The sequence below is a fragment of the Acidobacteriota bacterium genome (assembly GCA_022340665.1).
Lineage (GTDB): Bacteria > Acidobacteriota > Thermoanaerobaculia > Thermoanaerobaculales > Sulfomarinibacteraceae > Sulfomarinibacter.
This window is the reverse complement of sequence record JAJDNM010000057.1, coordinates 1-20,984: the sequence shown is the minus strand read 5'-3', so window position 1 is coordinate 20,984 and position 20,984 is coordinate 1. Positions and strand designations below refer to the sequence as shown.

Genomic DNA, 20,984 nt, shown 5'->3' with positions numbered 1-20,984 from the left:
GGATCGAAGAATGGCCCTGATCCCATCGCAAAGTCATGTACCAGGCGCCTGTCAATCATCCCGGTCCGGTTGGAGCCACTGGCGGAGGTAGCGGAATATTCCCATTACCAGGTACACCGCGATGATGACGAGAACGGCAACCAGCAGACCCCACGGCATCGCGCGATAGTACTCTAAAATTCCGGACGAAACCTTTGGGGGTATAGCCGATGAATGGCAGATGTTCCTGGCAATGGATGGATCAACAAATCCTATGGGTCCTTGTCGTGGCCCTGTTGTTCGCTGTGGCGTGCGGTGGCAAAGCGAGCGACGGCGAAAAAGACCTCGTGACACCCGTGTCGGAGGAAGTCCGGGTTCTCTTCAGCCTCGATCCCTTCTACCAAAAAGTCACATTCGTGAAGGCGTTGCCGGTGGTCGGATCGGCGCATGTATCCGACGCGGCGCTGCTCGAAGCGGCGTGGATCGTCGAGCACATGCTCGGAGAACGAGTCGACATACTCGATGCGATGGCCGCACAACGGGTGCGGCTGGCGGTCATGGCCTGGAACGAATTCACGACCGATGTACCGGAACACTCTCGGCTCGAGCCGGCGGTGTATTGGGACCGGCGGGCACGCGGTCTGGGCGCGACCTCCGATGCCCCGGCCGTGAGCTGCGCCGAGGAAAACCTCCTGGCCTTTCCCGGAGACCCGTACGAGCAGGAAAATATCCTCATTCACGAGTTCGCCCACGCGATCCATACCATGGGTCTGAATCGGGTCGATCCGGATTTCGACAGGCGCCTGGGCGATGCCTGGAAGAACGCGAGCGACAGCGGGCTGTGGAGAGGCACGTACGCCATCACCAACCCGGCTGAATACTGGGCCGAGGGAGTCCAGAGCTGGTTTGATGACAACCGCGAAAATGATGCCCTCCACAATCACGTCGATACACGCGCCGAGTTGAAAGAGTATGACCCGACCCTCGCCGTCCTCTGTGCGGAGGTCTTCGGTGACGGTGCCTGGCGGTACGAGAAGCCTCAGGAGAGGGACGAGGAAGGGCAAGCCCATCTTGCGTCGTTCGATCCAGCGGCTGCTCCGCATTTCGTGTGGCGGGACCATCCGCTGACCGATCTGCCCAGGGTGCAGATCGACACAGCGCTGGGTAGCATCACGGTGGAGCTCGATGCGGTTCGCGCGCCGATCACGACCCGGAATTTCCTGAGGTACGTGCTCGAAGGCTTCTACTCGGATGGCGAGTTCTTCCGCACCGTGAATGCGGACAACCAACCGGACGACACGGTCAAGATCGCGGTCATACAGGCGGGAGCGAGCCCGGCCATGGAGGACGACGCCTACGATCCGATTTCCCTGGAACGGACCTCCACGACCGGATTGAGGCACGTCGACGGTGCGATCTCGATGGCCCGCCTGGGGCCCGATACCGCAACGCACTCGTTCTTCATCTGCGTTGGAGACCAGCCTGAACTCGACTTTGGCGGCAGGCGCAACCCCGACGGACAGGGCTTTGCCGCCTTTGGGAGGGTGGTCGAGGGAATGGAGCTGGTGCGCGAGATCAACCTGATGCCGTCCGACGGACAGAGCCTCGACCCGCCGCTCAGTATTCAACGGGCGGTGCGCATCCACTGAGATCAGTCTGGAAAAGAATCGAGTTCGATGTTACCGGGATCGCCGCCCGCTTGCCCGGCGAGGCCGCCGTCCGTCGATCCAGCGGATGGCAGCTTCTACGACCGTGTCCCGGCCGGCGGCGACATCGTCCCGTTCGAGCCACACTTCGACGTCGGGTTTCACCCCGGTGTGCGCGAGATAGTGATGGCCGTCGATCAGATATCCGCTGCCTGTGGCCTTGGTGTAGAACCAGTCGTTTCCGAGGTCAGGGTAATCCGAAAGGGTGAACGCGCCGTTGGTTGGTTTGCCGAAGGAGCGCACCCACGGATGAAATCCCATCCGGAGCGATTCCCAATCACCGTTGCTGACCGCTCCGGGGCCAAAGAGCACTGCGATCGGCTTGGCGAAAAAGGTGTCCGGATCGCCCGGTATGGTGAACATTCCGGCGGTATGGGTTCGTGACGGGACCATGTCCAAATGGTCATCGGGATCGCCGCGAACGTCGAACGACACCTCGGTGAGCCGTTGGTTGAACAACAGCGTGTAACCGGAGTGTGCCTGGCGCATATCGCCGCCGTAGTTGAGGCGGAAGTCGACCACCAGGCCAGTCAGATCGTGGTGATTCATCAGCTCGTCGATCGCCTCGTACCATTGCTCGCTGATCCTGTACTGATCCTCCCAGTGCCACGAGGCGACGTAGATGTAGGCGATCCGCGAGCCCTCGATCACACCGTAGGTGATGTAGTCCTCTTCGATGAAATCCGGCATCGCGACGCCTGGGACCGGAAGCTGCTCGTTGCCCCAGACAGTTTCCGCATCCTGGATCTGTTGCAGTAGCAGGTCGGTGGGATAGCTCACCACCTGGTCGGAGCCGTACTTCTTGATCTCGATGGTGTTGAAGAGGTGCCAATTCATTCCTGCACTCATTAGCATGCAGTGCTCCATCGACTCGTCGGTACTGCCCCAGCTCCACTGCAGGGTGATCGGGATTTCAGCTGCAAGAAGTCGGCGGTAGAGGAGTCTCCACGGGACACCGTCATAGCCGAGCACCAGGTCACCGGGCTCCAGGCCCAGTACGTGGTTCGGTATCACCCGATAGACAAGCAGGGTATCGTCGTCCATCGGCGTGAGAGAGGCACCGAATCGACCGTTGTTGCCCCAGCCACCAACAACGAAGATTGGCGTATCCATAAGAACGGACGTGCCCCAGTTCACTGACCTGCTCATAATCACGGTGTGCGCGTCCTTCATGGCCAGGGACAGGTGATTCATGATGGCGGCGAACCGTCCTTTGCTGACCCCGGTAGCGATCTCGGATCGATACCGGTTTCGGAGGTCCTGCATGTCGACATCGTGGTTCATGTACGCGCCGTAATTCTGGTCGAGATCATTCCATGCGAGATCGAAAATCCGGAGCTTTTCGGAGGTGGCGACACCGTCACCCCAATAGGCGTCGACCATCTCCCGCAGCTCGGCGACCGTGCGATGGCCGACCATGGCGTACGGCGAGATCGATGCCGGTGATGCGGCGGCAGCCAACCGTTTCTGTTGTGTCAGGCAATCCGGTGGCGCGGGGGTGGATGCGGTGCCGAAACCGGATCCCTGTGCCAGGAACATGACAAAAAGAATCACCATCGGCAGCCGGTGGATTCTCCCGACCCTTCGCCCCGTGCGCCCGTAGGTGTTCATGTCAGGAGTTTATACGGAGGGGCAGTTCGAGGGTTCGCCGTATCTGGTTCGTCGAGGCGTGTAAAATCACTGGTCGAGGAGGACGAGATGTACGAAGAGAGTATCAAGTTGCTCAACACGGCTATTGCGGATGAGATCGCAGCGATCCACCAGTACATGTACTTCCATTTTCGGCTCGACGATTTGGGCTATGCCCCGCTTGCGAATCTGCTCAAAATGACCGCCATCGAGGAGATGCAGCACGCCGAGATGATCGCCGAACGGACTCTGTTTCTCGGCGGCGAGGTCGAGATGGTGGTCGGGCGCGAGACCGAGAAGATCCATGACGCGGACGCCATGGTCGAGAAAGCGCGCACGCTGGAGCAGGAGTCTATCCAGATGTATAACAAGTTCGCTCTCGAGTGCGCACAGAACGCGGACTCCGGGTCGAAGAAGCTGTTCGAGGATCTGGTGGCCGCTGAAGAAGGACACTGGGACCAGTTCGACCAGCAGCTGGAGCACCTCAAGCGATTCGGCGAGCAATACCTCGCGCTGCAGGGCTTTCAGGGCGATTCTGGAGAGGGCGAGGCGCGATAACGTTCCAACGCCTGAACGTTCCAGCGTTTGGTTTCGTGCCACAATACTCCGATGACCATGAAAAAGGCGGGCCTTCGGGCCCGCCGTTGTACTCAGGGGACAGTCATCAATGCTTGCCCGGCTCGAGCGCGACGCCTCGCCGTTCCCAGGTCGCGTAGGCCTCGAGCGCAATCATTCGATCGTCGTCAAGATCAAGCTTTTGTCCCTCGAGGGGGTTCATCAAGCACCAGTTGATCATGTCGCGGAAGGCAACCACACCGCCGAGCTGTTGCTGGAATTTGGGGTAGGTCTCGGGGTGGGTGTTGGTTGCGTTGGGGTGGCATTGACCGCAGGCGACGCCGTTGGTTCCGAGATCGGGGCTGCCCCACAGGGCGCGGCCCTCCTGGACAACACTCATGAACTCACCCTGCCAGCGTTCGACATCCTGGTCTGTAAACTCGTCGGCCTGCAGCCCGTAGCCAACCAGGAGCAGTGCGGCTCCGACCACGGCGCATGCGGCGTAGATATGTTTTTTCGCCATCTCTCTCCTCCTAGTAGTGGATCTGCGGCGGGATGCGGTCCTCCGGCGCCTGGAACTGGGTGTCCTCGGGCTGACCGGTCTTCGGGTCGTACGCCACCTTCCGGTTGGTGTTGTTGTAGAGATTGTATTCCATTGCTACCCGTCCGGTCTTCACGTCGATGAACTGCCATCCAGTGGCGTCGCGCTCGAAGAAGGGATCGGCACGGTTCATGGGCACCGTGATTTTCGGCATGTAGCTTTCGGCCTGTGCATATGCTCTCGGGTAGGGCCATGGCCAGGCGGTCGCCATCACCGCGTGGAAGCTGATATTGCCGATCTGGTTGTACTGGATCTGGTGGACGTGACCGTAGATTACGGTGACATCGTGGAACGGTTGCAGGAGTGCCTGAACCTCTTCCGCGTCATCAGTCCAGAAGTTCCAGCCTTTGAAAATCTTCTGGATCGGGGAGTGTGAGAAGACCACGACCGGTGTGTTCTTTCCCACATCGTCGAGGTCTTCAGCTAGCCAGGCGCGTTGCTTCTCGCCGACCATGAAGGGTGAACCGTTGGGGTTGTCGAGAGCAGCCATCTCGAGCATCCGCTGCTCGGCGGTCGGCCAGCGCTCGTGCGTCCACTCGTCATAGGTGAGGATCGAGTTGAGAACCACGAAGTGCACGCCCTTGTGGTCGAAGCTGTACCAGTGGGGGCCGAAGAGCTCCGACCAGTACTCGCCGAGGTCCAGATAATAGTCGTGCTCACCCATGACCATGCGCGGTTTGTAGTTGAGCTTGGCGAGTAATTCGGCGCCGTGATCGAGCTCGGCCTTGGAGCCGAGCTGGGCGAGGTCGCCGCCGAACATCACGAAGTCGGGCCTCGGCTCGAGCAAATTGGTCTCGGCGACCGCACGAATCAGACCACGGTCCCAGTTGCGGACGAAGCTGCTGCCCTTGATGTGCTGGATATGTGCATCGGAAATGTAGGCGAAGGTGAAGTTCTGTGCCGGATCGGCGAAGGCAAGCTCGACTGTGCTCAGGGGAAGGGTGCTGACTGCAGCTACCGAAGCCGCGCCCTTGAGAAAGTCACGACGATTGAGATTGGTTTTTGTCATGGCTGTCTCCTTTAATTGCCTTCGGCGTCGGCGCCCGACGGCTCGAACTCGGGGCTGGTCAGGGCCTCCATGAATGCCACCAGATCGTCGATCTGATCCGTGTCGAGGTCGAGCGGTCGGATACCTCCCGACAGAAAATCGTTGACCGGGTCGCCGGCCTCGGTCACTCCCCCGTTCATGTAGTGCACAACGACATCCTCGAGGGTCTCGATGCTGCCGTCGTGCATATAGGGGGGTGTGACGGCGACGTTGCGCAAGGTCGGGGTCTTGAAGGAACCGATATCGTCCAAGCTGTGGCTGATGGCGAAACGTCCGAGCTCCGACGTCCTGGGGTCGGTCAACACCTCGACATCCACCTCCGACTTGCTCAGATCCGCCTCGAGGAACGCGGGTGCCAGCTCCGGAACGTCATTCTGAATTCCGTTGATGCCGACCCCGATGTTGTGGAAGCGGTTGTCGGTGAATATCGCCTGGGTCTGTTCAATGACGTGGCAGGAAACGCAGCGGCCCTCGTTGCGGTAGATGTCGAAACCGCGCTTCTGCTGCTCGGTCATTGCATCCTCTTCGCCACCGTAGTACCAGCGGTCGAATGGAGAGTTGCCGGAGATGACGGTTCGTTCGAAGGAAGCTATCGCCAGGACCACATCCCTTATCGTGATCTCTTTGCCTTCTTTGCCAAACACCTCTTTGAAGGCGTCGCGATACTCGGGATCCTTGCGCACGATTTTGAGGATCGGATCATGGTTCTTGAGCCCGTGCTCGACCGGGTTGACAAACGGTTGCAGCGCCTGGTCCTCGAGATCCGGAGAGCGGCCATCCCAGAACTGTGTGGTCATGTAGGCGGAGTTGATGACAGTCGGTGAATTGCGGGTGCCGGTGAGCTTGTTGATGCCCTCGGACGTCTTGAGAGGGCTGTCCGTGAAGGCCTTTTTCTGATCGTGGCAGGTGAAGCAGCCGACTTCGCCCGTGCTGCTGAATCGTGTGTCGTTGTAGAGCTTCTCCCCGAGGGCGATTTTCTCCGGTGTTTGCGGGTTGTCGTCCGGGATCGGCACCGGTGGCAGACCGAGCGGTGTCGCCGGCTCCTGGCCTGCGTCGCTGAGAACTCCTGCTCCGACCAACAGGCCTGCGCCGAAGAGCACGACGAATACTGTCTTCCTCATTTCAATTCCTCCTTCTTCTCCCATTTTCGACATGATTGGCAGATGCCGCGCAGTTGCACGCGGTAGTCGTTGACTTCGAAACCGTGGGCCGAGGTGTCTGGGATCGTGAGCCTGTCCAATGCCTTGTCGTCGAAATCGATGAAATCATTGCACCGGAGACACACCAGATGATGGTGAAGCTCGAGACGCGGATCGTATCGCGCCACTGGCCCCGGGTGGCACGCCTTGGTGATCACACCCATGTGGGCGAGGTGCTCGAGAGCCCTGTAGACCGTGGTGCGGGAGACTCCGTGGAGGCGGGCCTCGACCGCGTCGAAAACCTGATCGGCCGAAGGGTGATTATCCAGGTCGAGCACGGTTTCGAAGATCACCCGGCGTTGTACTGTGCAGCGCTCGCCGCGCTCACGGCAGAGCCGCCTGAAATCCTCGAGGCGCGTCTTTTTGGTGGCCTCCTCCACGTGCTCGACCCCCGTACCACGCAACCGTTGATCGAATTGATAGATGACAATATGTTGCAGAAAACAAAAAATGTCAATTAATTTAGAGACAGTCTCAATATCCTTGTCAGTTCCGTGCCAGGAGAACTCGATCGTGAGAAAGGTCGGCGGAAATGTAGGATAGAGGGCGGTTCGTGGGTCGAGGCCGGGATCTGGCGATGGCAGACGACCAAATGATCACCTCCGCGGTGCGCCGTGTCGTCAAGCTGGGTGGGCTGGCGGGCAGGGTTGGTGCGTCCGTTGTTGGCAATCAGGTCCTCGACCTCGCCCGTTCGGGCCCTGCCAAGCAGGTCAGGAAGACCGAGAACCTCGTCCGCAACGCGATCCGCATCGTCGAAACCCTGGGAGAGATGAAGGGCGCGGCGATGAAGATCGGACAGATGCTCAGTCTGCATGAGGGTCTCCTGCCGCCGGAGGTCGCGGAGGTCTTGCGTGGCTTGCAGCAAGAGGCGCCGACCGTGCCCGCCGAGGTCATGGAGTATGAGATCCGAGGCTCTCTGGAGAATTTCGACGAAATCTTCGAGAATCTCGACTTCGAGGCTTTTGCCGCCGCATCGATCGGCCAGGTCCACCTTGGACGGCTGCGCGACGGGCGTGAGGTCGCGGTCAAAATTCAGTACCCGCTGATCGATGAGATCGTCAAGGCCGACCTCAAGAATCTCAAGACCCTGCTGCGCGCCCTCCTCGGGCTGATCACCGAAATCGACTTCGAACCGATCTGGTCGGAGCTGCGCGATCGACTACTCGAGGAGCTCGACTACACGCACGAGGCGGCCAACATCCGGCACATGGCCGGGCTTCACGCAGACGTCCCGGAGATCATTATTCCCCGGGTGGTGACCGAAGCCACGGCCCGCAACGTGCTCACCATGGAGTACGTCGGGGGTATCAACCCGACGGATGCGTGCTCGGATCGTTTTAGCAGGGAGATGCGTAATCGTTGGGGCATCGTGCTGGCCGAGTTCCTCATGCGCGGACTGCTGGAGCACAGGTTCATTCACTCCGATCCGAACATCGCGAATTTCGCCTTCCTCGAGGACGGGCGGGTCGTGGTCTATGACTTCGGCTGCGTCAAGGCGGTGCCGGAACCTCTGGCAAACGGTTATGCCCGGCTTTTGCTGGCGGCGGCCGAGGGCCGAGGGGAGGAGATTAGTGGGATCCTGCAGGACATCGGCGTTCATCTCTCCGAGGGCGAAGCCCTGCCTGTGGAGGCGATCGATCCGTACATCGAGATGTTCGGTGAGATCCTACGGGCCGATCCGCCCTACACCTTTGGTGACGACGAAGGGCTCTACCGCCGCCTGTTCGAGCTCGGTTTCTCGAACATGGAGTACAGCCGCGAGATCGCGTTTCCCGAAGATGCCATCTTCATCGATCGCGCTTTCGGTGGTCATTTCGGCAATCTGTCGCGGCTTGGCGCAACCGGCCCGTGGCGAGAGATCGCCGTGCATTTTGCGTCCCGCCGCCTGGGCATCGTCTGATTCGTCGAACCCTGCCTTCTCGCGGGTTTTCGTGAGGATGTCGGGGTGGAACCGTAAGGCCGGTCTCCGCGACTGTCAGTAATGTGTGCGCGAGGTCCTACTGCGGGGCCCTGAGCCCAAGGAGAGTGAGACCGGCCTCACCATCCCACCCGCGATGAATTCTATCCAACAGGCGGACGGACGCAAGGGGAAGAGGAGACCTCTTGCTGCCGCCAGTTTTGAGTTCTTGGTTTTGAGCTTTGAGTTTCATACGCCCAGCGGCTATCGCAACCCTTCGGTTGTGTGGTGGAACTCAAAACTCATAACTCATAACTCATAACTCAAAACTCAACACTCGGTCACAGACTCCTTTTCTCCTTTTCTCTTCTGCACAGAAGGGCGCGTTACACTCCTCAGCTGGAGGGTGGATGACTGAGATTCACACGATCGACGTCGAGTTCTTCGGCGCCACAGAGCTCATCTCTTCGTTTCTCGTGCCGATCGATGGCGGTTTCGTGCTCTTCGATCCGGGACCTGCGAGCGGACTTGATTCTCTCGAGCGCCGCGTTGGCGAGGCCGGGTATGAGCTCACCGACCTCAGGGCGGTCTTCGCGACCCATGTCCACCTCGATCACGCGGGCGCTTCCGGAGTTCTTGCGCGAAGGACCGGTTGTGAAGTCTTCGCCCACCCTCTGGGCGGTCCGCATATGATCGATCCGGAAGCCAAGCTCCTGCCGTCGGCCGAGCGGCTCTACGGAAACATGATGGAGCCGCTGTGGGGAAGGACGGTCGGCGTCCCCGAGGCACAGATGCGCCTGGTGGAGGACGGCGCAACGGTGACGATCGGCGACCTCGACGTCGTCGGCTGGCACACGCCCGGTCACGCCAAGCACCATGTAGCTTGGCAGATCGATGACGCGGTCTCGACCGGCGACGTCGCCGGCGTGCGGTTTCCCGGCGCCTCCCACGTGTTGCCGCCGTTACCGCCACCCGATATCGATATTGACCAGTGGCGGAAGAGCCTGGCCGTGTTGCGGCGGCTCGAGCCGGGTAGACTCCTCCTGACCCATTTCGGTTCATTCGACGACGTGGCGCGCCACATCGACGAGCTGGAGGATCGCCTCGTGCGATGGACCGCGATCGCCAGGAAAACCATCTCGAGTGGAGGGGGCCGGGATGAGCTGGGAGCCGCGCTCGAGCGAATGCACGAAGAGGAGATGCGCAGCGCCGATGTGCCGCCCGAGGCCGCGGAACGCTACCGTCGCCTGTGTCCGGTGAAAGAGGCCTCCACTGGGCTTTTCCGCTACTGCAGTCTGGAGAACAGAATGGGCTAGCTCGTCTGCTAGGATGAGAGTTCCCTGAGGAGGTGTCCGATGGCCAAGGCCCACAGGTATTTCATAGGTGCCGGTTGTCTCTTGCTCGTGTTCGGTATGGTGATCTTCGCGCTGCTCGTGAAAGGGTTGTCGGCGCCGCCCGTGCCACGTCAGGCATTCCTCACGCTACGCCTGGCCGGCCCGATCGAAGAGGTGACGGCGGATGATCCACTCGCCGATATGATGGGCGAGCATGCTACGAGCCTCCGCAAATTGCGCGATGTCCTGTTGCGCGCGGCAGAGGATGATCGGATTGAGGGTCTGCGGCTACGGATCGACAGCATTGGTGGAGGGTTCGCGACGGCACAGGAGATCCGCTCACTGATTTCCAGGGTCAGCGCTGCCGGTAAATGGACCTCTGCGTACATGGAAACTGCCGGCGAATTCTCCTCGGGAAACTTGGTCTACTACGTTGCGTCTTCGTGCGACGAGATCGTGATGAACCCCCAGGGCGATCTCAATCTGATCGGTCTGTCGGCCAGCTCGCCATTCATCCGCGGCACCTTCGACAAGCTCGACATCCGATCCGAGTTCCCGGGGCGCGGCGACTACAAGACCGCGAGGTTCATGTATACGCAGACCGAGTTCACCCCGGCTCACCGGGAGATGACCGGATGGTTGCTGGACTCGATCATGGACCAGATCGTGAGGGATATCGCAGACAGCCGCAGCCTCGAGCCAGAGGCGGTGCGCGCCCTGATCGACGAGGCTCCTTTTCTCGGCGGCAGATCGAAGGAGCTGGGTTTCGTCGATCGGATGGAGGACTGGAGCGCCTTCGTCGAACGGCTCGAGCAGGAGCACGGAACGGAGAAGAGCGTCACCGCCCGGTCATACCTCAAGCACGTCGGGGAGAGGAAGCGAGGTCCGAAGATAGGCGTCGTGACGGCCGTCGGCACCATCATGCGCGGGCCGAGCGGCGAAAGCTATAACCCGCTGTTCGGCGGGAAGATCATGGGCTCCGATACGATCTCGAAGGCGTTTCAACACCTTCGCGACACCGACGGGATCAAGGCAGTTATCTTCCGTGTGGATTCTCCAGGGGGCAGCGCGGTGGCCTCGGAAATCATCCGCCAGGAGATGAACCGGACTGCGCGGGAGGTTCCGGTTGTCGTCTCGATGTCCAACCTGGCCGCCTCCGGCGGATATTGGATCAGCTGTGGCGCGCAGCGGATCGTTGCTGACCCGGGGACGCTCACCGGTTCGATCGGCGTCTATGCCGGTCACCTCAATGCATCGGGTTTCTATCGCAACAAGCTCGGAGTGACCTTTGGCCGGCTCGATCGTGGGCTCAATGCCAATATCTACGGCGAGCTCGAGGACTGGACCGACGTCCAGAGGGCGGCGATCGACGGAATGCTCGATCGCATCTATGACGATTTCGTTGAGCGGGTCTCCCAAAGCCGTAATATGGCGCCCGAGGCCGTCGATGCCATCGGCCGCGGGCGCGTGTTCACGGGGCCTCAGGCGCTGGAGAAAGGTCTGATCGATGTTCTCGGGGGGTTTGATACGGCGCTCGCAGAAGCCAAGACGCTGGCCGACATCGATCCCGACACCGAAGTCCAACTGGTCGATTTCCCGCGGGTCCTACCGTGGTGGCAGCAGCTGGCGAGGAGGCGTTCCGGCGATGGAGCCGCGCTCGAAAAGCGGCTCGAGGTCCTCGAACAGTTTATTGCCACCGGGTCGATCTCGACGCCAGGTGTGGTCTGGATGCCGCCGATTACGATCGAATGAGGAATTCGGAATTAGAAATTAGGAGTTAGGAATTCGGAATTCCCGCGCGCTGCGGGTGTGAAAATGCCCGAAAGGATCTCGATTCTCGATACTCGATTCTCGACGGATGGGCGGGCGGATCCAGCATCCAGCATCGAGCATCCAGCATCCAGTATCGAACATCGATTATCAATCCTTCGCCGCTCCTACAAATCTCTCCACTATCGTGGCGACAGTCTCGACCTCGAGGACACCAGCAACGCTCTTGCCGGCGAGGTAGTAGTCGCGGTGGGACATCCCGTGGTGCATGTTATCCCTGAGTCGTTTGCCGAATCGGAACATGAAGATCCCGCGCATCCAGTGCTTGGTGCGGGGGTGGGCGAGAAGCCGCCGTGCGATCGGACCCGCGTCGGTACCCATCTGTTCAACGTACGGCGTTCGGATGACCGACACCGGCACGCCCGTGATTCGAGTAGTCGCGACAATGTCTGCCGCGTCGGCGGAAACGATGGCCTCTTTGTACTCTGCGGGCGAGGAGCACTCCTTGGTCGCGATCAGGCGGGTGCCCATTTGCACGCCGACGTAACCGAGCTCGAGGGCGTGGCGGAACGACTCTGCATCGCCGACACCGCCCGCGCAGACGACCGGAAGGTCGAACTCTGCGACCTCCTCGAGCAGATCTTCAGCTGATCGGGAGCCGGTGTGCCCCCCGGCCCGGTTGTTGACGGCTATCAGCCCGTTCACCCCGGCGTCGGCGGCCTTTACGGCCCACTTCCGCTCGGTCACGTCGTGAAAGACGACGCCTCCTGCTGGCGCCACCCGATCGACGATCCAGCGAGGGTTGCCGAGAGACGAGACGAAGAAGCGAATCCCTTCCTCGAGAGCGACGTCGAGCCAGTGACTCATGCGTTCGAGGTACTTCGCAGCGCTCTTCTCGTTGATGACATTCATCCCGATCGGTTTTCCGGTCAGGCTCTTGATGCGGCGGACGCCCTCGCGGAAATCGAGACCGTGGACGTGCACCAGGGTCAATGGCTGAAGGACGCCGATGCCGCCGGCTTCGGAGACCGCGGCCACGAGTTCCGGGTTCGAACACGGATACATCGCGCCGCCGACGATCGGATAATCGATCCCGAGGGTTTTGGTGAGGGCGGTGTCGATGAGGCTCAATCCGTCGGCCCGATAACCACCGTGACCCGTCCGCGTGCCACGTCTTCGCCCACCTGGTCGCGGATCACCACCGCTGCGGGAAGCTCGGCTTTTTCGTTCGTGGTCGGAATGACACAGCTGGCTTCTGCCGTCATGAGGCCCCGTCCCTTTTTGACGAAATCGATCTCGAGCCGGACCGGGATCATACGCGTGTCGGGCGGGAGTGATGCGATGATCGATAGGCTCCCAGCGAGCTCGACCAGGTTCGTGAGAGCCACGGCGTGGACCGAGTTCAGGTGATTTCGAACCGCCTTCCGGTCACGCATGGTGACCAGAGATCGGCCGGGTTCGAGCTCCTCGATCCGCGCTCCGATGGTTCCCGTGTAGGGCGCGAACCGGCCGACACCACGACTGAAGAGCCAACGCCCGAAATTCGAGCCCCTGGCCCGCTGCCACTTATCCATGATGATGCTTTCCGCTCCCGCCATGGTGCCCCCTGCGGGCCATGCTACGCGACCGCGCCGTCGACGCCAAATTCACCCGCACGATTCACGATGTTTTTGCTGCGAGGCCCAACTCACTGCGCGTGGCGGCGCTTTCTCGATTCGTTCGCTCGACGTACCGCAAGTATGCCTCCGCTCGCTCATCTTTCGAGATCGCCACAACGCTTGCTCCTTGCGCCTCTCGCGACGAACTCTCACGAATAGTGCGGGTTCGCCCTCGTTGACAGCGGCTGCAGCCCGTGGTCCCATGGACTCTCGACATGGTTCTGTCGTCCGAGACCTCTTCCCGCGTTATCACCTGCAAGGGAGCCCGAGCAGCAGAACGCCGGCTGGTCGAGGAGATCGATCATGTGCTGGCGTCGTGCCTCGACGACCTCATGTTGCCGGTGCGTGTCGTCGTGCCGTCGCGCAGCCTTCGCCATCACGTCATCCGAGCAATCACGCGCCATCGGGGTGGTGTCGCCGGCCTCAACGTACAGACCCTGTACGGCCTGGCGATGGAGGTGCTGGCTCGTTCGAAAATTGAGGCCCCTGCGGGTGATGCGGGCTTCGAGGTGCTCGTGCGTCGCCTCGCCGTGGCACACCCCTCGCTGCGTACGGCCTTGGGGGAGCTGGTCGACGGGTACGACTCGATCGTCGGAGCGATCCGCGATCTGCTCGACGCTGGATTCCAGCCTGGTAACGAGGATGGCGTGATCGAGCGCCTTGACGAGGCAGCAGGAGAGGTCGCACCCGAGCGCCTTGAACGGGCCCGGTCGCTGGTCCGGCTCGCGGCGGAGGTTCTCGAGCATACCGATGAATTCGGAGTCTGGCGGTCGACTCAGGCGCTGCAGCTCGCGGAAGACGCTCTGCATTCCCGCGGCCCCGATGCATTGCCGGCCAGGGCGTTGTTCGTGTACGGATTTGCAGACGCCACTGGTGTCGCGACAGACCTTTTGCTGGCCCTGCTACGGATTCACCGGGGGATCGTGATCCTCGACCGGCCGCCGGATCCTGCCGAACCGGCTCGAGAGGACTCGGGATCCGCGTTCCTCAGCCGCATCGACGAGCGGCTTGCCCACCTCGACGAGGTTACGGACAGGGACGGCAGCGACCCGCCCGAGCTGCGGCTTGTCGAGGCCTCGGACATCGAATCTGAAGCGAGGTGGATTGCTGAACGAGTGCGTCAGGAGATCGCCACCGGTGCCAGGCCGGAAGACATCGGGGTCGTGAGCAGAAATCTCGAAACCTTTATCCTGCCCCTGAGGCGTCACTTCCGCCGTCTCGGGATTCCGTTTTCAGGCTGCGGTGCGACAATTCCCGGTGCCGTTCCGAGGCGTCATCTGAGTCGGCTGGCGGAGCTGCTGCAGAAGGGTGACGGAACCGATGTGGACCTCTGGATCGAGGCACGAGGGGATGTGCAGGGCCGAACTGAGCTCCTGCTCGGTCTCCGGGTCCTCGGCCTGTTGCGTGTGATCGATGTTGCGGGGCTCTCTGCCGGCGGGATACCCGCCAAGGGTGTCGTCCTTCCTATCGCCGTTTCAGAGGAAGCGGAGGGCGAAGAACGTGAGCACCGCGCTCTTCCGGCCGTCACCCTGGAGCGTGCGGCACGAGAGGCAGACCGGCTCCTTTCGGTGTTCGCGTCCTGGCCGGACATCGCCCGCTCCCATGTCCATCGGCGGTACGCGATCGAAGTGCTCGACGCCCTCGACTGGAGCGCGGACTCGCCGAAGCGCGAGCGGGCCCTCGAGTGTCTCGATGCACTGTGGCGGGAGCTGCCTGCGGAGCTCGAGGTTTCTCGGCCAGAGTGGCTGAAGCTGGCGGCGGATCGGCTTCTCAGGGCCGGCGAGGTGCATATCGGCGGACGTGGTGCTGGGGTTCAGATCCTGACGGTCGTGGAAGCGCGCGCCCGCACCTTCAAACGGCTGATGATGTGTGGCGTCAGCCGAGGAGCCTTCCCGCGAGTCGTTCACGAAGATCCGATGCTCCCGGAGGCGGTTCGCGCGAGGCTCGCAGCCGATGTGCTGCCTGAAATGCCGGTCAAGGGGCGGAGCGCTGACGAGGAGCGCTACCTGTTTGCACAACTTCTGTCGAGCGCGCCCGTGGTGGAGTTGTCTTGGCACCTCTACGGTGCCGACGGGACGCTCACTCCGTCTCCTTTTGTCGAACGCTTGCGCCTGCGGAAGGACGTCGATGCGCCGGAGACGGCACCACGCCTGTGGCCGATTGAAGACGGGGCACCACGCCCGCGCCCGGCGTACGAAATTGCGGTGCTCGCGGCGCCGACGGTAGATCGCGACGGATTCGAGTGCCTTCTCGATGCGGCGATCTCTGAAGATCTCGTCCGGGCCCGCGGCGGGCGGGAAGAGATTCCAACTGACGAATACGCCGCCGCTCGTGCCGACATACTCTCGGCGGTCGAACAATCACCTGCCTCGGAAGAGCCGGGACCGTGGTTTGGTTTGACGGGCAGCAGTGCCCGACAGGCCGACGATCCCATGTGGGTCACTCGGCTGGAGGGGACCGGGATCTGTCCGTGGAGGGCTTTTGTTCAGCAACGGCTCGGGATCTTCCCCCTTCCGGACCCGCACCTGGGGCTGCCGGCGATAGACGGGTTGCTCGTCGGACAGGTCGTTCACGGCGTGCTCGAGAAAATCGTCCTCGATGCCATCCCGGATCGACCTGCTGATCTTGACAGTGCGTTCGCGGGCCTGCCGGTAGAGGTGCCGTGGCCTGCTGCCGATCGATTCGACAGGCTGCTTCAACGCGAGGCGCAGAGAATTGCCAGGCGAGAGGGCCTTTCCACGATCGGCATGGCGCCGCTCCTGGCAGCACGGGCCCGTCAGTTCCTCGCCCTGGCTCGTGAGTTGGAGTGGGGGTCCGACGGCGTGTTGGCGGGCGTCGTCGCGCCCGAGGTGGAGGGGGCGGTCGCCATCGCGGGCGTCGAGCCGCCTCTGGCCTTTCGCGCCGACCGGGTAGACGTCGGGCGGTCCGGAACGGATCTCGTGGACTACAAGGCTGCGAAGCCCCTCTCCACCGCCGCGGGCCCGGACACCCGCGAGTCGCACCTGCTCGACAAGGTGGCGAAAGGGCGCCTTCTCCAGGCCGCTGCCTATGCGGCGGCGGCGCCAGGTTCCAGCAGCGGCGGACGGTACGTTTATCTCAAACCGGATGATCGCTGGGACGAAGAGATGCGACACGTGGTCGTGCGTGGCGACGACGACATTGTCAGGGGAGTTTTCGAGGAAGCGGTACGGGTGATCGCCGAAGGACGCTCCCGTGGCATCGCGTTCCCACGGCTCGAGGAGGCGAACGGCAAGAACTCGGAACACTGCAAATACTGCAGCGTGGCCGAGGCCTGCCGTCGGGACGACTCGGGTTTCCGCCGCCGGCTCGTCGAGTGGATGCAGGTCGAAGCAGAGGCTGGCGAGAGTGACCCTGGAGCGGCGCGGAAATTGTGGTGGCTCGGCGTTGAACGCGAAGAGGACGAAGAGTGAGCGCCCGAGACGAGCGTATCGCCGCCGACCAGGCGTCCCGCCGTCTCGCCCAGAGCGAGTTCGAGCGACCGGTAGTGGTCGTGGCGGGTGCGGGGACCGGCAAGACAGCATTGCTCGTTTCAAGGGTCGTCGTGTGGTGCGTGGGTCCGGGTTGGGATCGACACGCTGCTGATGGGTCGGATCGTGGCGCGGTGGCGAGGCGAGTCATCGAGAGGGTTGTCGCCATCACGTTTACTGAAGCCGCGGCGGCCGAGATGGCGAGAAAAATCGGGGCCGCTTTGATCGACCTGGCCACCGGCGAGAATCCGATTGGCTGGGATCCGGAGCCCGCGCTCATGCAAGCCGACGAGGCAGAGATCGGTGCGCGCGCGCGGGCGCTGTCCGAGGAGAGCCATCGCCTCGTCGTGTCGACGATCCACGCATTTTGTCAGCGTCTGCTCTCCACCTACCCGATGGAGGCCGGAATCCACCCGCGGTTCGAGGTCGATCCGGACGGGGCGCGACTGGAAATGCTTGCGGAGGACCTCGTCGAGGAATCGCTGCGCAACCTTGCCGGCGCGCCGGATCGCGAGAGCTGGGAGAGGCTGGCGGTCGAAGGGTTCGGACCACCTGACGTGGTCCAAGCCCTGTGCGATCTGAGCAAGTCTGGTGCCGACCCGGCGTTGTTCGCAGCGGATCCTTTCGGGCCTGCGGCCACCGATGCGGCGTTCAACAACCTGAGCACAGCGCTGGGTGATTTTGCCTCGGCCGTAGGCGATCGCCAGGAATCGATGAGGGGTTCGGTCAGCATCTTGACCCGGGATGCCGCTGCACAACTGGGCGATTGGGTCGTGTCCCTCGAGTCGACTCCTTCGTTCTGCGAGTTGAGCGCAGTGGTCATGGCCCTCGATGAACGTGTCGTGCCGCGCCTCAAGAAGTGGTCGAAGTTGGATCTCACCAAGAGCGAGGCATCCTGCTTCGGCGATGCCCGGTACGAGGTTGCCGCGTCGGCGGGGCGCCTCGCGGCGATTCTAAAACCTCTGGTCGACCCACCGGTGGAACAACTCGCCGCCGCGCGATCCGTCGTTGCCCCTCTGCTGCGAGTGATCGATAAGCGGCGGACGTCTTCCGGCATCCTCTCCTTTTCGGACCTGCTCCGGCATGCCGATGGCCTGTTGCGGAACTCGGCCGGCGTGCGCCGTGAGGTGGTGGCCGGCATCGACCATTTGCTGGTGGACGAGTTTCAGGACACCGATGACGTTCAGTGCGGTATCGTCCAGTCTCTCGCGTTGACCGGGCCCGAGGAACACCGCCCCTCGTTGTTCATCGTCGGTGACCCGAAACAGTCAATCTACGCCTGGCGGAGCGCGGACCTGGCAGCGTACGACGCGATCGTCAACCAGGTCGAGGACAGTGGCGGCCTGATCGTCGACCTGGTTCGCAATTTCAGGTCGGTGACTCCGATTCTCGACGAGGTCGAGAGACTGGTCGCGCCCGTCATGCGCGAGGAACGCGGTATTCAGCCCCGCTTCGAGCCTCTCGAAGCAACCGATGAGCGACGAGGTGCACCGGGCTTCGACCGCCCGCCGTGGAGTGGTGTCGAGCACTGGCTGGCCTGGCCGTCCGAAACGGATGGAGTTGCACCCGAGAAGGGGAACTCGGACACGGAGACATCACGTCTCGAAGCCAAGGCACTGGCCGGGGATATTGAGCGCCTTCACAGGGAGGGCGGAATCGATCGCTGGGGTGACGTTGCGGTCCTGCTCAGGGTCACGACCGCTCAAGAGGCGCTGCTGAAGGAGTTTCGTCGCCACGGCATCCCATACGACGTGGCTCGGGAGCGGGAGTATTACCGGCAGCGGGAGGTGGTCGAGATCGCTGCCTTGGTACGCACAGTGCTCGAGCCCACCGATCAGCTGGCTCTGCTCACCGTGTTGAGGTCGGACGTCGTCGGCGTGCCCGACGCAGCCCTGGCGCCGCTGTGGGATGCGGGGTTCGGAGCCCGCATGGCTCGTCTCCGAGGCGGAGATCCTGCATCGCTCGCTGCTGTTCGGGAGTGCATCGATGAGGCCGCTGCTGCAACGCCGACCGACGTGCCGGGGGTCGAACAGCTCCCCCGGTGGCCGACAGCTCTCCAAATGGCGGTCGAGATCATCGTCGACCTCCGAGCAGCGCTCAGGGAGGACGCCCCGGACCTTTTCGTCGAGAAGATCCGAACGCAGTGGCTCGCCGAAGTGACCGGGGCAGCGCGATTCCTCGGAAGATTCCGCCGCGCTCGCCTCGATCGTTTCTTTGCCGACCTCGAGAGCACCCTGGCTGCGGGTGACGGAGGAGATGCCGGCTTGGCGCGGTTCCTTCGCCGGGCAGTGGAGGAGGGGAGGGAGAGCAGCCTGCCCCTGCCGCCCGATCTCGAGGCCGATGCAGTGCACGTGATGACCATCCACGGGGCGAAGGGGCTCGACTTCGAGCACGTCTACGTGGCCCAGATTCACAAGGGCGGCCGGGGCGGTGGGAGGCGGGATTCCGCCAACGTCATGGAGGTCGACGGACGTCCCGAGTATCATCTCTTCGGTTGGACGACGCCGGGGTATCCATCTGGCGAATGGCTCCAGGCGAGAAAATCCCAGGCAGAGATAGTACGGCTGCTCTACGTGGCCACGACGAGAGCCAAACAGCGCCTGGTCGTTTCTGGCGGCTGGCCGCAGCCGGGGAAGATTGTGCCGCCAGAAGCAGCGTCACACTTCGCGGCCCTCATCGGGCGGCGTCTCGACTCCGCGGCGATATTGGCGCAGCGCGATTCCGGTCGTGAAAGGGAGATTGATGAGGACACCGGCGTCCAGCACGTCTTTCCGGCGTTTGCGGAGGATTCGGCTCCAACCCCGGACCGTGCCGAAGAGAAGAGGGGCTGGTCTCCAACCGAGCAGCAGCTGCTGCTGGCGAGCGATTTGGCTGCAGCGCGAATGATCGCGGCCGGAAGAATGGAGCAGCCGGTCCTCCGGTCCGCCTCGGCCGAGGCTCATGACCGGCTGCAAAGGTCAGATGACGAGGAAGGTGATGCGTCGGCGCCGCTTGCGGGTTCCCGGGATCTGGCGATGGCGATCGGGACCGCGGTCCACGACTTTCTCGAAGCGGCGGACCTCGGTTCGGACCTGGCGGCGCAGCTGAGGGAGGCGGAAGATCGCATGGCGGCCGAGGTGACACGAGGCCTCGACGGCGACCGGAAGGCAGAGGCAGAACGGGCGATCGACGAACTGATCGGCCGGATTGGCCAAGGCGAATGCCTCGAGCGGTTGGCGTCGCTCGGCCCTTCAATCGTCGCGCGAGAGCTCCCTGTGTACGGCTGGGAAGAGCGCGATGATGGACCAGAAGGCGTGGTGTCGGGAATCGTCGATCTTGTCTACCGCGACCCGGACGATGGCCGGTTGGTGGTTGCCGACTACAAGACCGACGCCGTCGACGGTGGTGATGCCCTCGAGGATCGCGCCAAAGTGTACGAGCCGCAGGTGACCGCCTACGCCAAGATCCTCCGGGTCGCTCTTGATCTCGACGAGGATCCCCTCGTCGAACTCTGGTTCCTCGCTGCTGACCAGATCAAAAGGCTGTAGGGCGACTCCCTGCCTTGTGTCGTAGGGACGGGCCGCTGGCCCGCGCTACAAAGAAACCCGGCGAAACCGCCGGGTCCTCCGCAGGGAGAAACTCCTCCTCCCTCACTGCGAAACACAGATTATACCTCGATTTTTCGTGCTCGAGCGAATCAGCGCGCGCGAGAAGGCCGATTCAAGAGGAAAAGGCGTTTGTAGGCGGGTCCTTCAGGGCCCGCCAATGCGGGTCGAAACGGTCTTTAGCAGCCGTTAGCAGCTGTTAGCCCGAAACCAGAGTCGCAGGCTAACAGCTAACACCTAACAGCTTCTAGACCATTGACTCCGACTCGAGCGCCCGTTGCATGGTTGTGCCGATTTCGGCCGGCGTCGTCGCGACAGCGATACCAGCCGCTTCGAGCGCCGCGATCTTGTCGGCCGCGGTGCCCTTGCCACCGGAGATGATCGCACCCGCGTGGCCCATGCGGCGACCCGGAGGTGCCGTCTGGCCGGCGATGAACGCGGCCACCGGCTTCGACACGAACTGGCTGATGAACTCGGCTGCGTCCTCCTCGGCCGATCCGCCGATTTCGCCGATCATGACGATGCCTTCGGTCGCC

15 protein-coding genes are annotated in these 20,984 nt (G+C 62.4%); 7 read left to right on the top strand and 8 right to left on the bottom strand.

What is annotated here, in order from left to right; translation table 11 throughout:
* Positions 1–209 precede the first annotated feature (209 nt).
* Entirely contained in the window at positions 210–1,628 is a 1,419-nt protein-coding gene (locus LJE93_07625) for a peptidylprolyl isomerase (protein ID MCG6948764.1), read from the top strand.
* Positions 1,629–1,658: 30 nt separating this feature from the next.
* Here the strand turns inward: LJE93_07625 and LJE93_07620 are convergent, their stop codons facing one another.
* A complete protein-coding gene (locus tag LJE93_07620; protein MCG6948763.1) occupies positions 1,659–3,296 on the bottom strand; it encodes a hypothetical protein in 1,638 nt (545 codons plus the stop codon).
* Positions 3,297–3,383: 87 nt separating this feature from the next.
* Here LJE93_07620 and LJE93_07615 point away from each other — a divergent pair, with 87 nt between their 5' ends.
* The gene (locus LJE93_07615) at positions 3,384–3,872 is read left to right on the top strand and encodes a bacterioferritin (protein MCG6948762.1); all 489 of its coding nucleotides are present in this window, start codon (positions 3,384–3,386) and stop codon (positions 3,870–3,872) included.
* Between the two features lie 106 nt (positions 3,873–3,978).
* Here the strand turns inward: LJE93_07615 and LJE93_07610 are convergent, their stop codons facing one another.
* The 4 genes from LJE93_07610 to LJE93_07595 are packed head-to-tail and all read right to left on the bottom strand — an operon-like array spanning position 3,979 to position 7,121.
* Positions 3,979–4,392 (bottom strand): cytochrome C, encoded by a 414-nt coding sequence (locus LJE93_07610; protein MCG6948761.1) that lies wholly within the window; start codon positions 4,390–4,392, stop codon positions 3,979–3,981.
* Between the two features lie 10 nt (positions 4,393–4,402).
* Positions 4,403–5,479 carry a metallophosphoesterase gene (locus LJE93_07605; GenBank protein MCG6948760.1) on the bottom strand — a complete coding sequence of 359 codons (1,077 nt, stop codon included), beginning with the start codon at positions 5,477–5,479 and terminating at the stop codon, positions 4,403–4,405.
* Between the two features lie 11 nt (positions 5,480–5,490).
* Positions 5,491–6,639: a cytochrome-c peroxidase gene (locus LJE93_07600; GenBank protein ID MCG6948759.1), complete on the bottom strand. Its 1,149-nt coding sequence runs from the start codon at positions 6,637–6,639 to the stop codon at positions 5,491–5,493.
* Positions 6,636–7,121, bottom strand: a complete 486-nt coding sequence (locus tag LJE93_07595) for a transcriptional repressor (protein MCG6948758.1) — start codon at positions 7,119–7,121, stop codon at positions 6,636–6,638. The genes LJE93_07600 and LJE93_07595 overlap by 4 nt, the downstream gene beginning before the upstream one ends.
* A 173-nt stretch (positions 7,122–7,294) precedes the next feature.
* Between LJE93_07595 and LJE93_07590 the strand changes: the two genes are divergently transcribed.
* From LJE93_07590 to sppA, 3 genes are all read left to right on the top strand, one after another.
* Positions 7,295–8,617: an AarF/ABC1/UbiB kinase family protein gene (locus tag LJE93_07590; GenBank protein ID MCG6948757.1), complete on the top strand. Its 1,323-nt coding sequence runs from the start codon at positions 7,295–7,297 to the stop codon at positions 8,615–8,617.
* Between the two features lie 407 nt (positions 8,618–9,024).
* Positions 9,025–9,930 carry an MBL fold metallo-hydrolase gene (locus tag LJE93_07585; protein MCG6948756.1) on the top strand — a complete coding sequence of 302 codons (906 nt, stop codon included), beginning with the start codon at positions 9,025–9,027 and terminating at the stop codon, positions 9,928–9,930.
* A 39-nt stretch (positions 9,931–9,969) separates the two neighbouring features.
* On the top strand, positions 9,970–11,700 hold the full coding sequence (gene sppA / locus LJE93_07580; protein ID MCG6948755.1) for a signal peptide peptidase SppA: 1,731 nt from the start codon (positions 9,970–9,972) through the stop codon (positions 11,698–11,700).
* A gap of 168 nt (positions 11,701–11,868) precedes the next feature.
* Here the strand turns inward: sppA and LJE93_07575 are convergent, their stop codons facing one another.
* Together LJE93_07575 and LJE93_07570 are read right to left on the bottom strand one after the other, a co-directional pair.
* Complete coding sequence (locus LJE93_07575; GenBank protein ID MCG6948754.1) at positions 11,869–12,849, bottom strand: nitronate monooxygenase; 981 nt, start codon at positions 12,847–12,849, stop codon at positions 11,869–11,871.
* Complete coding sequence (locus LJE93_07570) at positions 12,846–13,316, bottom strand: DUF4442 domain-containing protein (protein ID MCG6948753.1); 471 nt, start codon at positions 13,314–13,316, stop codon at positions 12,846–12,848. The genes LJE93_07575 and LJE93_07570 overlap by 4 nt, the downstream gene beginning before the upstream one ends.
* Before the next feature lie 275 nt (positions 13,317–13,591).
* Between LJE93_07570 and LJE93_07565 the strand changes: the two genes are divergently transcribed.
* Positions 13,592–16,807 (top strand): PD-(D/E)XK nuclease family protein, encoded by a 3,216-nt coding sequence (locus LJE93_07565; protein ID MCG6948752.1) that lies wholly within the window; start codon positions 13,592–13,594, stop codon positions 16,805–16,807.
* Positions 16,804–20,391, top strand: coding sequence for a UvrD-helicase domain-containing protein (locus LJE93_07560; protein ID MCG6948751.1), 3,588 nt, complete (start codon positions 16,804–16,806; stop codon positions 20,389–20,391). The genes LJE93_07565 and LJE93_07560 overlap by 4 nt, the downstream gene beginning before the upstream one ends.
* A 304-nt stretch (positions 20,392–20,695) precedes the next feature.
* Here LJE93_07560 and LJE93_07555 read toward each other — a convergent pair.
* On the bottom strand, positions 20,696–20,984 hold a 289-nt coding region (locus tag LJE93_07555), incomplete at its 5' end, for a succinate--CoA ligase subunit alpha (GenBank protein MCG6948750.1).